14 protein-coding genes are annotated in these 13965 nt (G+C 76.2%); 8 read left to right on the top strand and 6 right to left on the bottom strand.

From position 1 onward, the window contains the following. Positions 1-54: 54 nt before the first annotated feature. From BLS21_RS00450 to smc, 7 genes are all read left to right on the top strand, one after another. Positions 55-678 carry a YceD family protein gene (locus BLS21_RS00450; RefSeq protein WP_091212453.1) on the top strand — a complete coding sequence of 208 codons (624 nt, stop codon included), beginning with the start codon at positions 55-57 and terminating at the stop codon, positions 676-678. Between the two features lies 1 nt (position 679). Further along, positions 680-859 carry a 50S ribosomal protein L32 gene (rpmF, locus tag BLS21_RS00445; RefSeq protein WP_091212451.1) on the top strand — a complete coding sequence of 60 codons (180 nt, stop codon included), beginning with the start codon at positions 680-682 and terminating at the stop codon, positions 857-859. 17 nt (positions 860-876) lie between these two features. Beyond that, on the top strand, positions 877-1734 hold the full coding sequence (gene rnc / locus BLS21_RS00440) for a ribonuclease III (RefSeq protein WP_091212448.1): 858 nt from the start codon (positions 877-879) through the stop codon (positions 1732-1734). A gap of 6 nt (positions 1735-1740) precedes the next feature. Next, positions 1741-2643 (top strand): bifunctional DNA-formamidopyrimidine glycosylase/DNA-(apurinic or apyrimidinic site) lyase, encoded by a 903-nt coding sequence (mutM, locus tag BLS21_RS00435; RefSeq protein WP_091212445.1) that lies wholly within the window; start codon positions 1741-1743, stop codon positions 2641-2643. 61 nt (positions 2644-2704) lie between these two features. After that, a complete protein-coding gene (locus tag BLS21_RS00430; protein WP_245699866.1) occupies positions 2705-2974 on the top strand; it encodes an acylphosphatase in 270 nt (89 codons plus the stop codon). Positions 2975-3123: 149 nt separating this feature from the next. Further along, positions 3124-3315, top strand: a complete 192-nt coding sequence (locus BLS21_RS00425) for a hypothetical protein (protein WP_091212440.1) — start codon at positions 3124-3126, stop codon at positions 3313-3315. Positions 3316-3388: 73 nt separating this feature from the next. Further along, the gene (gene smc / locus BLS21_RS00420) at positions 3389-6955 is read left to right on the top strand and encodes a chromosome segregation protein SMC (protein ID WP_091212437.1); all 3567 of its coding nucleotides are present in this window, start codon (positions 3389-3391) and stop codon (positions 6953-6955) included. Positions 6956-7182: 227 nt separating this feature from the next. Here the strand turns inward: smc and BLS21_RS00415 are convergent, their stop codons facing one another. Further along, positions 7183-7998: an endonuclease/exonuclease/phosphatase family protein gene (locus tag BLS21_RS00415; protein ID WP_091212435.1), complete on the bottom strand. Its 816-nt coding sequence runs from the start codon at positions 7996-7998 to the stop codon at positions 7183-7185. A 4-nt stretch (positions 7999-8002) separates the two neighbouring features. After that, complete coding sequence (locus BLS21_RS00410) at positions 8003-9682, bottom strand: alkaline phosphatase D family protein (RefSeq protein WP_091213654.1); 1680 nt, start codon at positions 9680-9682, stop codon at positions 8003-8005. A 71-nt stretch (positions 9683-9753) separates the two neighbouring features. On the opposite strand from BLS21_RS00410, the gene ftsY reads away from it, so the two are divergent. Then, positions 9754-10980: a signal recognition particle-docking protein FtsY gene (gene ftsY, locus BLS21_RS00405; protein WP_091212433.1), complete on the top strand. Its 1227-nt coding sequence runs from the start codon at positions 9754-9756 to the stop codon at positions 10978-10980. A gap of 117 nt (positions 10981-11097) precedes the next feature. Here the strand turns inward: ftsY and BLS21_RS00400 are convergent, their stop codons facing one another. The 4 genes from BLS21_RS00400 to BLS21_RS00390 are packed head-to-tail and all read right to left on the bottom strand — an operon-like array spanning position 11098 to position 13646. Next, positions 11098-11847 carry an energy-coupling factor ABC transporter ATP-binding protein gene (locus tag BLS21_RS00400; RefSeq protein WP_091212431.1) on the bottom strand — a complete coding sequence of 250 codons (750 nt, stop codon included), beginning with the start codon at positions 11845-11847 and terminating at the stop codon, positions 11098-11100. After that, on the bottom strand, positions 11844-12626 hold the full coding sequence (cbiQ, locus tag BLS21_RS00395) for a cobalt ECF transporter T component CbiQ (protein ID WP_091212428.1): 783 nt from the start codon (positions 12624-12626) through the stop codon (positions 11844-11846). Before cbiQ ends, BLS21_RS00400 begins: the two co-directional genes overlap by 4 nt. A 1-nt stretch (position 12627) precedes the next feature. After that, the gene (locus BLS21_RS24880; protein ID WP_175479346.1) at positions 12628-12948 is read right to left on the bottom strand and encodes a PDGLE domain-containing protein; all 321 of its coding nucleotides are present in this window, start codon (positions 12946-12948) and stop codon (positions 12628-12630) included. Further along, on the bottom strand, positions 12945-13646 hold the full coding sequence (locus BLS21_RS00390; protein ID WP_175479345.1) for an energy-coupling factor ABC transporter permease: 702 nt from the start codon (positions 13644-13646) through the stop codon (positions 12945-12947). The genes BLS21_RS24880 and BLS21_RS00390 overlap by 4 nt, the downstream gene beginning before the upstream one ends. Between the last annotated feature and the right edge of the window lie 319 nt (positions 13647-13965).

Below are 13965 nucleotides of genomic sequence, written 5' to 3'. Positions count from 1 at the left end.
GAGGTCCCCGCACCCCGGCCGGCCACCTCCCCGATGCCTACCGCGAGTACTGACATGCCTGCCGCACCGCCGCCCCGCCCAGGCGCCGCGTCCACGGACGCCCGGCGTCCCGCCGCCAACCCCTGGTTCGTGGACCTGCGGGAGCTCGGCCGCCGCGCCGGCTCGATGCAGGAGATCGAGCGCACGCTCCCGGCGCCCGCCGACTGGCGGGTCGAGCTCATCGGCGTCCCCGAGGGCGCCGAGGTCCGGCTGCGGCTGCGGCTGGAGTCGGTCATGGAGGGCGTGCTGGTCTCCGGGGAGGTCGACGTCCCCGTCGCCGGCTCGTGCGCGCGCTGCCTGGAGCCGATCGAGGACACCCTCGAGCTCGACGTCCAGGAGCTGTTCGCCTACGAGGGCAGCACCACCGAGGCCACCAGCGAGGAGGACGAGGTCCGCCGCGTCGAGGGCGAGCACATCGACCTCGAGCCGATGGTCCGCGACCTCGTCGTCCTGAGCCTGCCGCTGGCGCCGACCTGCACCGAGGACTGCGCCGGCCTGTGCGTCGACTGCGGGCAGCGGCTCGACGACCTGCCCGCCGACCACACGCACGAGCAGCTCGACCCGCGCTGGGCCGGGCTCGCCGGCCGTTTCGCCTCCGCACCGGGCACTCCCGCTGCGGACAACCCAGAGGAGAACTGACGTGGCCGTCCCGAAGCGGAAGATGTCCCGCGCCAACACCCGTGCCCGGCGTTCGCAGTGGAAGGCCTCCGCGCCGACCCTGACGCCGTGCCCGAACCGGGCCTGCGGCCAGCTCAAGCCGCCGCACCAGGCCTGCCCGAACTGCGGGCAGTACGCGGGCCGTCAGGTCCTCTCGGTCTGACCCCGGCAGGCCCAGCCGTGGGGACGACGGTCACCGGTACCCAGCCCGCTCCGGGCGGGGCCGCTGGCCGCTCCCCGGCGGGTGCGGCACACGCCGATCGCGCGGCCGCCTGGCTCCTCGACGCCCTCGGTGTCGAGCTGCCCGGCGGCCTGCTGGCGTTGGCGCTGACCCACCGCTCCTACGCCTACGAGCACGGCGGGCTGCCGACCAACGAGCGGCTGGAGTTCCTCGGGGACTCGGTGCTCGGGCTGGTCGTCACCGACGAGCTCTACCGGCGCCACCCCGAGCTGCCCGAGGGCCGGCTGGCCAAGCTGCGCGCCTCTGTGGTCAACATGACCTCGCTGGCCGGCGTCGCCCGCCGGCTCGGGGACGGCGGCCTGGGCCCGCACCTGCTGCTGGGTCGCGGCGAGGAGACCACCGGCGGCCGGGACAAGGACTCGATCCTCGCCGACGCGGTGGAGGCGCTCATCGGCGCCGTGCACGTCGGGCTGGGCCTGGAGGCCGCCGCCGTGATCGTGCACCGGCTGTTCGACCCGCTCCTCGACCAGGCCGCCACCCGCGGCGCCGGCCTGGACTGGAAGACCAGCCTGCAGGAGCTGGGCGCCCGGCTCGGCCTCGGCGCGCCGACCTACGTGGTCGAGGACACCGGCCCCGACCACGCCAAGACCTTCACCGCCGCCGTCGTCCTCTCCGGCACCGTCCACGGCCGCGGGTCCGGGCGCACCAAGAAGGCCGCCGAGCAGGAGGCCGCGGAGGCCGCCTGGCGCGCGCTGTCCGACGGCGCCGGCCCCGACGGCGAGGGAACCGACGGCGAGGGAACCAACGGCGAGGCACCGGACGGTGCGGCCGTCCCCGCCGAGTCCGGGGCGAGCTGAGCCGGCGTGCCAGAGCTGCCCGAGGTCGAGGTGGTCCGGCGCGGTCTGGAGCGCTGGGTCGCCGGGCGCACCGTCGCCGCCGTCGAGGTGCGCCACCCGCGTGCGGTGCGCCGCCACCTGGAGGGCGTCGACCACTTCGTCGCCGCGCTGACCGGACGCACGCTGACCGCCGCCCACCGCCGCGGCAAGTACCTATGGCTGCCACTGGCCGAGGCCGACGGCACGCCCGCCGGGCAGGCGCTCGTCGCGCACCTCGGGATGAGCGGCCAGCTGCTGGTCGAGAAGCCCTCCCAGCCCGACGAGACGCACCTGCGTGCCCGCGTCACCTTCACCGACGGGGGCCGGGAGCTGCGCTTCGTCGACCAGCGCACGTTCGGCGGGCTGGTGGTGGAGGAGTGCGCCGGGGGCGGTGGGGCGGGCGGAGCCATCGCGGAGGACATCCCGACCCGGCTGGCGCACATCGCCATCGACCCGCTGGACGAGGGCTTCGACGCCGACGGGTTCAGCGCGGCGCTGCGCCGTCGGCGCACCGAGGTCAAGCGGGCGCTGCTGGACCAGACGCTGATCGGCGGGGTCGGCAACATCTACGCCGACGAGTCGCTGTGGCGGGCCCGGCTGCACGGCACCCGCCCGACCGACCGGCTCACGCGGGCGCAGGTCGCCGACCTGCTGGAGGGGGTGCGGGACGTGCTGACCGAGAGCCTCGCCCAGGGCGGCACCTCCTTCGACTCGCTCTACGTCGACGTCAACGGGCAGAGCGGCTACTTCTCCCGGCACCTGGCCGTCTACGGCCAGGCCGACCGGCCCTGTCCGCGCTGCGGGACGCCGATCGTGCGCGAGTCGTTCATGAACCGCTCCAGCTACAGCTGCCCGCGCTGCCAGCCGCGCCCGAGAGCCCGCCGGTCGTGAGCGGACACGTGGGCACCGCAGCGAGGAGCGGAGCGCCCCGCGGGAGCGAGTGGGAGGGGCCGTGACGCGGCGCGCGGTGGCCCTGGTCTCGGGCTCGGTGCAGGGCGTCGGCTACCGCTGGTTCGTCCGCGGGCGCGCCGAGGCGGCGGGGCTGGCCGGCTCGGCCACCAACCTGCCCGACGGGCGCGTCGAGGTCGTGCTCGAGGGGCCGGACGCCGCGGTGGACGCCGTCCTGGCCGACCTGCAGGGCCCGCGGGCGCCCGGGGCGGTGACGCGGGTCGACGTGCGGGACGAGCCGGTCGAGGGGAGTACCGGGTTCACGACGGCGTGACGAACGTGACACCTCCCCGACACCGGAGCGTTGGAGTGTGCCCGTTGACCTGCGTGTCCGGGCCTGTCACCCTGGGAACACACGGACCGCGCCGACCGTCATACGGGGCGCAGGTCATCCCCTCACGCAGTCGAAAGGCCGTTGTTGCCATGGCCAAGGCCCTGTTCGGTCACGTCGTCGCCCCCGCGGAGCTCCGAGTAGCCGAGGAGAACGCCGTCCTGCGGGCCAAGGTGCGTCGGCTGGAGCAGGAACTGGAAGAGCTGCGCACGCAGCGCGAGGCCGCCATCGCCCACGAGCTGCTCAGCCTGGCCGGCGACAACGCCGAGCCCGCACTGGCGTAGTCGAGAGCCGTCGGCCCCGTCCGGAGGCTCGCCCTCGGCTTGCGCAGGGTGAGAGGGACGGGGTCCTCAACTCGTGCACCTCTCGAGCCTGACGCTGAAGGGCTTCAAGTCCTTCGCCTCCGCGACGACCCTGCGCCTCGAGCCGGGGATCACCGCCGTCGTCGGACCCAACGGCTCCGGGAAGTCCAACGTCGTCGACGCCATCGCCTGGGTCCTGGGCGAGCAGGGCGCCAAGAGCCTGCGCGGCGGCAAGATGGAGGACGTCATCTTCGCCGGCACCGCCGGCCGCCCGGCCCTCGGCCGGGCCGAGGTGACCCTCACCATCGACAACGCCGACGGCGCCCTGCCGATCGACTACACCGAGGTCTCGATCACCCGGCGGATGTACCGCTCCGGGGAGAGCGAGTACGAGATCAACGGGGACAAGGTCCGGCTGCTCGACGTCCAGGAGCTGCTCAGCGACTCGGGCATCGGCCGCGAGATGCACGTCATCGTCGGCCAGGGCCAGCTCGACGCCGTCCTCTCCGGCCGCCCCGAGGACCGCCGTGCCTTCATCGAGGAGGCCGCCGGCGTCCTCAAGCACCGCAAGCGCAAGGAGAAGGCACTCCGCAAGCTCGAGGCGATGCAGGGCAACCTCGACCGGCTGGCCGACCTCACCGCGGAGCTGCGCCGCCAGCTCAAGCCGCTGGGCCGGCAGGCCGAGGTCGCCCGCCGTGCGGCGGGCGTGCAGGCCGACCTCCGCGACGCCCGGCTGCGGCTGCTCGCCGACGACCTGGTGCAGCTGCGCGACGCGTTGGACAAGGACGTCGCCGACGAGACCGCCGCCCGGGCGCGGCGCACCGTCGTCGAGGCCGACCTGGCGCGGACGTCGGCGCGCGAGTCGGCGCTGGAGAGCGACCTCGCCGCCAACGCCCCCTTGCTGGCCGCCGCCCAGGACACCTGGTACCGGCTCTCCGCCCTCACCGAGCGCTTCCGCGGCATCGCGCAGCTGGCCGCCGAACGTCACCGCCACCTCTCCGCCGCGCCGCCCGCGGCCGCCGCCGGCCGGGACCCCGACCAGCTCGAGGCCGAGGCCGACCGGGTCGCCGCCACCGAGGCCCAGCTCGCCGCCGGGCTGGAGTCCGAGCGTGGGCGCCTGGCCGCCGCCGTCGCCGCCCGCACCGAGGTCGAGGCCGCGCTCGCCGAGGCCGAGCGGGCCTGGGTCGCCGCCGCCCGCGCGCTGGCCGACCGCCGCGAGGGCCTGGCCCGGCTCTCCGGCCAGGTCGCCGCCGCCCGTTCCCGCGTCGCCGCGGGGGAGTCGGAGATCGAGCGCCTGGCGCTGGCCGCCGGCGAGGCCGCCGACCGCGCCGAGGTCGCCGCCGAGCGGCTGGCCGAGCGCCGCGAGGCGGTCGCCGAGCAGGAGGACGGCGACGTCGCCCTCGTCACCGCGCACCAGGACGCCGTCGCGGCGCACACCGAGGCCGCGAAGGCGGTCACCGAGCTGGTCGCCGCCGAGCGGGCCGCCGAGCGCGACCGCGCCTCCGCCCAGGCCCGGCGCGACACCCTGGCCCAGGGCCTGGCCCCCGCCGACGGAGCGGCCGCGGTGCTCGCCGCCGGGCTGCCGGGCGTGCTGGGCCCGGTGACCGAGCGGGTCACCGTCGCCCCCGGCGCCGAGGTCCCGCTGTCCGCGGCCCTGGCCGGCATGGCCGACGCGCTCGTCGTCGACTCCGTCGCCGGTGCCGCCGCCGCGATCGCCCACCTCAAGGACGTCGACGGGGGCCGGGCCGGGCTGCTGGTCACCGGCGGACTGCCGGCGCTGCCGCGCGAGGGCTGGCCGCAGCTGCCGGAGGGCGTGCGCTGGGCCCGCGACCTCGTCGACGCCCCCGAGGAGCTGCACCCCGCCCTGGACCGCGCGCTGGACCGCGTCGCCGTCGTGCCCTCGCTCGACGTCGCCGTCACCCTCGTCGGCCGCCACCCGCGGGTGCGGGCGGTGACCGCGGACGGCGACCTCGTCGGCTCGGACTGGTCGGTCGGCGGCCAGGCCGACGCGCCGTCCGGCCTCGAGGTCCGCGCCCGGGTGGACGACGCCGAGCGGGAGCTGGCCGCCGCGTCCGCGCGCGCCGCCGAGCTCGCCGACCGGCTGGCCGCCGCGCGGGAGACCGCCCGCGCCCGCTCCGCCGACGTCGACGAGGCCCTCGCCGCCCGCCAGGCCGCCGACCGCAGCCGCTCCGCCGTCGCCGCGCAGCTGGCCGAGCTGGGCGCGGCCGCCCGGTCGGCCACCGCCGAGGCCGAGCGCTCCGCGGCCGCCCGGGTGCGCGCCGAGCAGGCGCTGGAGCAGGCGCAGACCGCGCTCGCCGGGCTGGCGGAGCGGCTGGCGGAAGCGGAGGCCGCGCCGGTGGAGGAGGAGCCCGACCCCGCCGAGCGCGACCGGCTGCGGCTGGAGGCGGCCGCGGCCCGGCAGTCCGAGACCGAGGCGCGGCTGGCGGTGCGCACCGCCGAGGAGCGGGCCCGGGCGCTGTCCGGGCGGGCGGAGTCGCTGCGCCGGCAGGCCCGCCAGGAGCGGGCCGCCCGCGAGCGCGCCGCCGCGGCCCGGGTCGCCCGCGAGCGCGGTGCGCAGGTGGCCGCCCGCGTGCGGTCGGGCGCGGAGACGTCGTTGACCGCGCTGGCGTCGTCCCTGGAGCGGGCGGTCGCGGAGCGCGACGGGCTCGCCCGCGTGCGCACCGCCCGCGAGGCCGAGCTGCTCGAGGTGCGCGCCGCCGTCCGGTCGGCCACGGCGGAGCTGGAGCGGCTGACCGACGAGGTGCACCGCGACGAGGTGGCCCGCGCCGAGCAGCGCTACCGCATCGAGGCGCTGGAGGACCGGGCCGCCGAGGAGTACGGCGTCGACCTGTCCACCCTGCTGGCCGAGTACGGCCCGGCGGCCCCGGTGCCGCCCACCCCCGCCCAGCTCGCGGCCGCGCAGGACGCCGGCGAGCCCGAGCCCGCCCCGGTGCCCTACGACCGGGCCGCGCAGGAGCGCCGCGCCGCGAAGGCCGAGCGCGACCTGGCCACGCTCGGCAAGGTCAACCCGCTGGCGCTGGAGGAGTTCGCGGCGCTCGAGGAGCGGCACGGCTTCCTGGCCACGCAGCTCGAGGACCTCAAGGCCACCCGCCGCGACCTGCTCACCGTCGTCCGCGAGGTCGACGGGCGGATCCACGACGTCTTCGCCTCGGCCTTCGCCGACGTGCAGCGGGAGTTCGAGCAGGTCTTCGCGGTCCTCTTCCCCGGCGGGCACGGACGGCTCCACCTGACCGACCCCGAGGACATGCTGACCACCGGTGTCGAGGTCGAGGCCCGCCCGCCGGGCAAGAAGGTCAAGCGGCTCTCGCTGCTCTCCGGTGGCGAGCGCTCGCTGACCGCGGTCGCGCTGCTCGTGGCCATCTTCCGGGCCCGGCCCTCGCCGTTCTACGTGCTCGACGAGGTCGAGGCCGCCCTCGACGACGTCAACCTCGGTCGGCTGCTGACCCTCGTCGAGCAGCTCCGCGCGACCTCGCAGCTGATCGTCATCACGCACCAGAAACGGACGATGGAGATCGCCGACGCGCTCTACGGCGTGAGCATGCGCGGGGACGGCATCACCGGCGTCATCAGCCAGCGCCTGCGCGAGGCCGAGCCCGCCTGACAGCGGTGCGGCCCGATGCGATGGCCGCACCGCCTCCGGCGTACAGGCGAGCGCCGGAGGATGCGGCTCGTGTCACACGTCCGGCGCTTCGAGCGCGTCGGCATCGCCGACGCCGCCGTCGGACCAGGAGCCCGATCTCGCTCGCGCGACCAGCGGCGCCTTCGACCTCGTCCTGCCCTGGTCGAGGTCGTCCGACCTCCGCCGCACGTGGATCGTGGTGTGCGGCCTCAGACGCCGGACCGGACCTCGAGGTCGACGACCAGGGGCAGGTGGTCGGAGGCGCCGGCGCCGTCGAGCACGTGCGCGCGGGTCACCCCGACCCCGGGGGAGACCCACACCTGGTCGATCCGCCGGTGCGGACGCCGGGCCGGGTGCGTCCCGCCCTGGCGGGCGTGCCAGAACCGCCACCCGGCCCGGTCCTCGCGGTCGGGGGCCAGTTCCCAGGCGTCGGCGAACCGCCCGGTCAGCGGAGCCAGCTCCGGGGCACCCGGGTCGGCGTTGAAGTCCCCGACGAGGACGCCGGTCTGCATCGGCTCGGTGTGCAGCTGCGCGATCGCGGCGAGCTGCTCGGCGCGCTCCTGCGGCGAGCGGGTGGACAGGTGGGTGGTCGTCACCCACAGCGCGGCACCGTCGAGCTCGACCATGGTCCGCAGCGCGCTGCGCGGCTCGCCGCCGCCGGGCAGCGGGTGGACGTCGCTGACGAGGATCGGCAGCCGCGACAGCAGCGCATTGCCGTACTGCCGGCGCGTCCCCCTGTCCCGGCGCGGCTCGTCGATCGCCGGGCCCCAGGCCAGCTGCATGTCCAGCGCCCGGGAGAGCAGCAGCGCCTGGTCGACGTCCTCGCTGCGCCCGCCGTAGTACTTGTCCACCTCCTGCAGGCAGATGAGGTCGGCGTCGGCCGCGGCGAGCACCGTGGCCAGTCGCGGCAGGTCGTGCCGGCCGTCGTCCCCGACGCCGTGGTGGGTGTTGAAGGTGACCAGCCGCACCGGGATCGGCGGCTGGTCGGGGCCCGGAGCGGGCCGCGTGCCGAGGGGGTCGCTCACCTCGTCAGCCTGTCACCTCCGCCGGGACCGGGTTCGACAGCGGCAGGTCGGCGACCAGCTCCAGCCGCTCCTGACCCGCGTCCACCCGGTGGGTGACGAACAGCCGGAAGGAGGCGTCGCGGTCGTGCAGGACCAGCTCGCCGAGCTGGTTGCCGAAGTACGGGCCGGCCTGCTTGGCCCAGTCCAGCTCCGAGGGGCGGACCCGCGCCAGGCGAGACAGCCCCGTGGTCAGCCGGCGGGCCCAGCGACTCCACCCGATGCGGAAGCCCACCCGGATCGGGTGCGGTGCCTGGTTGTGCAGCGGCGACACGGTCAGCTGGTGCACCCGCGTGGCCAGACCGCCGGGGGCCACGAGCTCGGCGGCGTAGGCGTGGTGGACGTCGCCGGAGAGCACCAGCACGGTCGCCGGCGCCCGGCCCTGCTCGCCCCGGGCCAGCGCGACCACGGCCCGGCCCAGCCGCTCGAAGGAGTCGCCGAACGCCGACCAGTGCTCGAGGTCCGCGGCCTGCCGCAGCTGCTCGGAGACCCAGCCCAGCGGACGGCCCAGGTGCCGCCGGACGAGCGTCTCGTTCCACCGCTCGACCTCGTGGATGGCGTGCGGCAGCAGCCACGGCAGCGAGGTGCCCAGCACCAGGTGCTCGACGCCCTCGTCCACGGCGCGGCGCATCGCCGCCTCGACCCAGGCGAACTCGTCCTCGTCGAGCATCCCCCGCGCGGACTCGTCCAGCACCCGGCCGGCCCGGCTGTCGACCATGATCATCCGCGCCTCGCCCCAGTGGCGCACGTAGCTCCAGCGGACCGAGCGCGGATCGCGGTCGGCGGCCTCGGCCATCGCCTGGAGCACCGACTCGGCGTCGTCCCGGTGCTCCTGCACCGCCTGCCAGACGGCGTTCTCGGCCAGCTCCTGGGGGCTGAGGTTGCCCAGGTGCTGGTAGACCCAGTAGCTGACCAGACCGCCGCAGATCCGGCGGGTCCACCAGTCCTGCCCGGTCACCTCGCGCCGCCAGGCGGCGGAGGTGTTCCAGTCGTCGATCATCTCGTGGTCGTCGAAGATCATCGACGACGGCACGGTCGACAGCAGCCAGCGCACCTGGGGGTCGCTCCAGGACTCCGCGTAGAGCCGGGTGTACTCCTCGAAGTCGTCGACCTGGGCGTCCTGCGGGGCCGGCCGCTGCCGGCGCAGCGACAGCCACTGACGGGTCGCGTGCGTCAGCTCGTCGGCGTAGACCTGGTCGCCGAGCAGCACCAGCGCGTCGGGCCACGTGTCCTCGGGCTGTCCGGTCAGCCGCGCGGCGTAGCTGTCCAGCGCGTCGGGTGGGATGCCCTCGGCGGCGTCGACGGTGCTCGGGGTGGCGTAGCGGCAGGAGCCGAAGGCGATGGTGAAGGGCCCGGGCCGGCCCGGCGTCCGGATCCGGCTGGGCGGGAACTGGGACGAGGCCTGCGGCCACACCGGCTCGCCGTCGAGGTGCACCTCGTAGGGCGTGACGCTGCCCGGCTCGAGCCCCTCGACGACGACGAGGGCGTAGTGGTGGCCGCCCACGCAGAAGGTGCGGGCGCGGCGGCCGAGCACCGTCACCTCGCAGGGCCGGTCGGTCTCCACCCACACGGTGGCCGACACCGGGTCGACGTGCCGCAGCAGGGGACCGAGGAGGAGGACCGGGTTCTCCCGGCCGGGCAGCGGCATGCCGCCCAGGGTGGCCCACCGCCGCGGGTTCCGCACCGACCCCGCTCACGGGTGCTGGGAGACTGAGGGCCATGGAGTTCGTGCTGATCGCGATCGCGATCCTGCTCGTCGGGCTGGTCCTCGGGGTCAGCCTGCTCGTCGGTCGCGGCCGGCGGACCACCCGGCTGGACGACGACGCCGCTGCCGGCACCACGCTGACCCGGCCGCGCCCGCCCACGCCGACGACGGAGGCGCCGCCCCGGCCCTCGGGGGCGACGGCCAGCGGGATGGGGACGACGGCCGAGCCGGACGCCGTCTCGCCCGAGGCCCCACCCGAGGTCGAGCTGCCCCCGGCCGCCCCCGAGCCCGGCCTGGTCTTCGAGACGCCGCCGCCGTCGGCCGGCCGGCTGGTGCGGCTGCGCTCCCGGCTGGCCCGCTCGCAGTCGAACCTGGGCCGCGGCCTGCTCACCGTCCTCGCCCGCGAGCGGCTGACCGAGGACGACTGGGAGGAGGTCGAGGAGACGCTCCTGGCCGCCGACGTCGGCGTGGCCGCCACCCAGCAGATCGTCGACCGGCTCCGCACCCAGTCGATGGTGCTGGCCACCGCGTCGGGCCCGGAGCTGCGCCGGCTGCTGGTCCGGGAGCTGACGGCCGTGCTCGGCCCCGACCTCGACCGCAGCCTCGGCGTGGACCGGCACGACGGCCGGCCGGGCATCGTCCTGGTCGTGGGGGTCAACGGCGCGGGCAAGACGACGACGGTCGGCAAGATCGCCCGCGTCCTCGTGGGTGACGGCAGGAGCGTCGTCCTGGGTGCCGCCGACACCTTCCGCGCCGCCGCGGCCGACCAGCTGGAGACCTGGGGCGAGCGGGTCGGCGTCCTCACCGTGCGCGGCCGGGAGGGGGCCGACCCGGCGTCGGTCGCCTTCGACGCGGCGCGCACCGGGATCGAGGGCGAGGTCGACACCGTCGTGATCGACACCGCCGGTCGGCTGCACACCAAGGGCGGTCTGATGGACGAGCTCGGCAAGATCAAGCGGGTCGTCGAGAAGGTCGCGCCGGTGACCGAGGTGCTGCTGGTCCTCGACGCCACGACCGGCCAGAACGGCGTCGTCCAGGCCCGCGTGTTCACCGAGGCGGTGACGGTGACCGGCGTCGTCCTCACCAAGCTCGACGGCACCGCCAAGGGCGGCATCGTCGTCTCGGTGCAGCGCGAGCTCGGCATCCCCGTCAAGCTCGTCGGGCTGGGGGAGGGGGCCGACGACCTGGCGCCCTTCGAGCCCGAGGCGTTCGCCGAGGCGCTCGTCGGCGGGGCCGACTGAGAGAGGACCACCCTTCCCCCCACGCCCCGCACGCTCGGCGCGGGCCCCTGCAGGGGGCCGTTCCAGCACGTCACCAGGTCGCCGGGCCGGGTCGGTCCGTCCACGACGGTGGGGTGGTCAGGGCACGGTGCGCGGATCGAACCCGTAGGGCAGCTCCAGCCGGTGGCGGGCCAGCAGGGCGGTGTCGGCGAGCAGCTCGCGGGTCGGCCCGTCGGCGACCACGACACCGCCGTCGAGCACGACCGAGCGTGGGCACAGCTGCAGGGCGTACGGCAGGTCGTGGGTGACCATCAGCACCGTCACCGGCAGCGACTCGAGCACCTCGGCGAGCTCGCGCCGCCCGGCGGGGTCGAGGTTGGACGACGGCTCGTCGAGCACCAGGACCTCCGGGTGCATCGACAGCACCGTGGCGACGGCGACCCGCCGCCGCTGGCCGAAGGAGAGGTGGTGCGGCGGCCGGTCCGCGTAGCCGGACATGCCCACCGCGCCCAGGGCCTCGGCGACCCGGTGGGCGACCTCCGGCTCCGGCAGGCCGAGGTTGCGCGGGCCGAAGGCGACGTCCTCGCCGACGGTGGGCATGAACAGCTGGTCGTCGGGGTCCTGGAAGACGATGCCGACCCGCCGCCGGATCTCCTGCAGGTTCCGCCGGTCGACCGGCAGCCCGGCCACGTGCACGCTGCCGCGGCCGCCGGTCAGGATGCCGTTGAGGTGCAGCACCAGCGTGGTCTTGCCGGCACCGTTGGGCCCGAGCAGCGCGACCCGCTCGCCACCCTCGACCCGCAGGTCGACGCCGTAGAGCGCCTGGTGCCCGTCGGGGTAGGCGAAGGCGAGGTCCTCGACGAGCAGGGAGGGGGCGGGGCCGGTCACCCGAGCAGCAGACCAGACGCCAGGACGGCGGCCGCACCCAGCGGGAGGGCGAGGGCGGTGAGCCACGCCTGCACGGGCACCGCCGCGGCCGGTGCGCCCGGTATCCGGCCGGTGTAGCCGCGGGACAGCATCGCGAGGTGCACCCGCTCGCCGCGCTCGTAGGAGCGGACGAACAGCGAGCCCGCTGCCGGCCCCAGCACCCGCAGCGCCGAGAGGTTGCGACCCACGAAGCCGCGGGACTCCCGGGCCACCCGCATCCGGTGCAGCTCGCCGCCGACCACGTCGGCGTACCGGATCATGAACGTCAGGATCTGCACGAGCAGCGAGGGCAGCCGCAGCCGCTCGAGCCCGGTCACCAGCGCCCGCGGCTCGGTGGACGCCGAGAGGACGACGGCGGCGAGCACCGACAGCGTCGCCTTGGCCAGCAGCCCACCCGCGGCGACCAGGCCGCTCTCGGAGAGCGCGAGGCCGGCGACCTGCACGCGCGGCCCCTGGGCGACGAACGGCAGCAGCACGGCGAACAGCACGAACGGCACCTCGATGGCGAGCCCCCGGGCCAGTCGGGCCGGCCGCACACCGGCCACGGCGGCGGCGAGCAGCACCAGCGCCAGGTACCCGCCGTAGGCCGCCCAGGCCCAGGGCGCGTGGACCGGGGTGGCCACGACGACCAGCGCGAAGCCGAGGACGGCGACGAGCTTGAGGTGCGGCTCCAGGCGGTGCACCGGGCTGGACCCGGCGAGGTAGGCCCCGCCCAGGACGCCGCCGTGCACTGCGGTCACCTCAGTCCTCCGCGGTCGCGGCGGACCGGCTGCGGCGGCGCAGCAGGAGGGTGAGACTCCCGGCGAGCACCAGGGTCACCAGCACGCCGATGACCCCGGCCAGCCCACCGGAGAGGCGCTCGGAGTCGACGCCGGAGACGCCGTAGTCGGCCAGCGGCGAGGTCGCGGCCGCGCTGTCCTCGGCGGTGGACAGGAAGCCGGACTGCTCGGCCGCCCACTCCAGCCCGTCGGGGGAGGCGCTGGCGTAGGAGCTGACGACGCCCGCCACGACGAGGGCGGCGACCAGGCCGACGACCCACAGGGTGCGACCCCGGCGGCTCATCGCGCGCCCGCCGGCACCGACGCGGGCCGCTCGGCCAGCAGGGTGGCCCGGCGCAGGGCGCGGGCGCCGTGCACCAGGTCGGGGCGGACGGCGAGGACCGCGCCGACGACCGCCACCGTGATGGCCGCCTCGCCGAGCCCGATGAGCACGTGCACGCCGCCCATGGCCGCGGCCACGGTGCCCACGGGCACGTCGGCGACCCCGCCGACCGCGAACAGGCCGACGAACACCAGCGCCGCGACCGGCACCGAGAGGAACGCGCCCACGCCGGCGGCGGTCAGCACGCCGCCGCGCGTCGTGGGCAGCAGCCGCGCCAGCAGCCGGAAGACGCCCCAGCCCACCGCGACGGCGACCAGGCCCAGCAGGGTCACGTTGGTGCCCAGCGCCGTGAGCCCGCCGTCGGCGAACAGCAGCGCCTGCACCCCCAGGACCACGGTCAGGCACAGCACCGCCGTCCACGGACCGACCAGGACGGCGGCGAGCAGCCCGCCCATCAGGTGGCCGCTGGTGCCGGCGCCGACGGGGAAGTTGACCATCTGCACGGCGAAGACGAAGGCGGCGGTGAGGCCGGCCAGGGGAGCGGTGCGCTCGTCGAGCTCGCGCCGGGCGCCGCGGAGGGCGAGGGCGACGCCGCCGGCTGCCACGGCCGCGGTGGCGGCTGACGTCGGGGCGTCGAGGAACCCGTCGGGTACGTGCACGCTGCCTCCTCGGGAGCTCGCCCGGCCCCCTGCGGCGGGCGACTCCAGCCGACCTTATTGCACACGACTCGCAGTTGCACACGGCTTGCAACAAGGCGCAACGGGGGCCGGGAGGGGTCCCGCAACACGGACGGAACACGGGAGCCGGACACGCGGCCGGGAGTTCACCGCCCGGAAACAGCGGCGCGCCGGTCGCCGAAACGTGCCGACGGCACCGTGAACGCCACGTCGCCCCCTCCTGGGAGGGGGTGCCGCTCAGCCCCTCGGCCGGGCGTCCGCGACGTCCCGGCCCCGCCCGTGCGGCCCGCGCCCGATGCAG

The organism is Geodermatophilus siccatus, from assembly GCF_900103785.1.
Lineage (GTDB): Bacteria > Actinomycetota > Actinomycetes > Mycobacteriales > Geodermatophilaceae > Geodermatophilus > Geodermatophilus siccatus.
This window is presented reverse-complemented; position numbering and strand designations above follow the sequence as displayed.

Bases quoted from the DNA above. Each gene is read 5' to 3' on its own strand.
- BLS21_RS00450 (WP_091212453.1), top strand. From the start codon at position 55: ATGCCTGCCGCACCGCCGCCCCGCCCAGGCGCCGCGTCCACGGACGCC.
- BLS21_RS00425 (WP_091212440.1), top strand. From the start codon at position 3,124: ATGGCCAAGGCCCTGTTCGGTCACGTCGTCGCCCCCGCGGAGCTCCGA.
- BLS21_RS00410 (WP_091213654.1), bottom strand. From the start codon at position 9,682: ATGCCGCTGCCCGGCCGGGAGAACCCGGTCCTCCTCCTCGGTCCCCTG.
- ftsY (WP_091212433.1), top strand. From the start codon at position 9,754: ATGGAGTTCGTGCTGATCGCGATCGCGATCCTGCTCGTCGGGCTGGTC.
- BLS21_RS24880 (WP_175479346.1), bottom strand. From the start codon at position 12,948: ATGAGCCGCCGGGGTCGCACCCTGTGGGTCGTCGGCCTGGTCGCCGCC.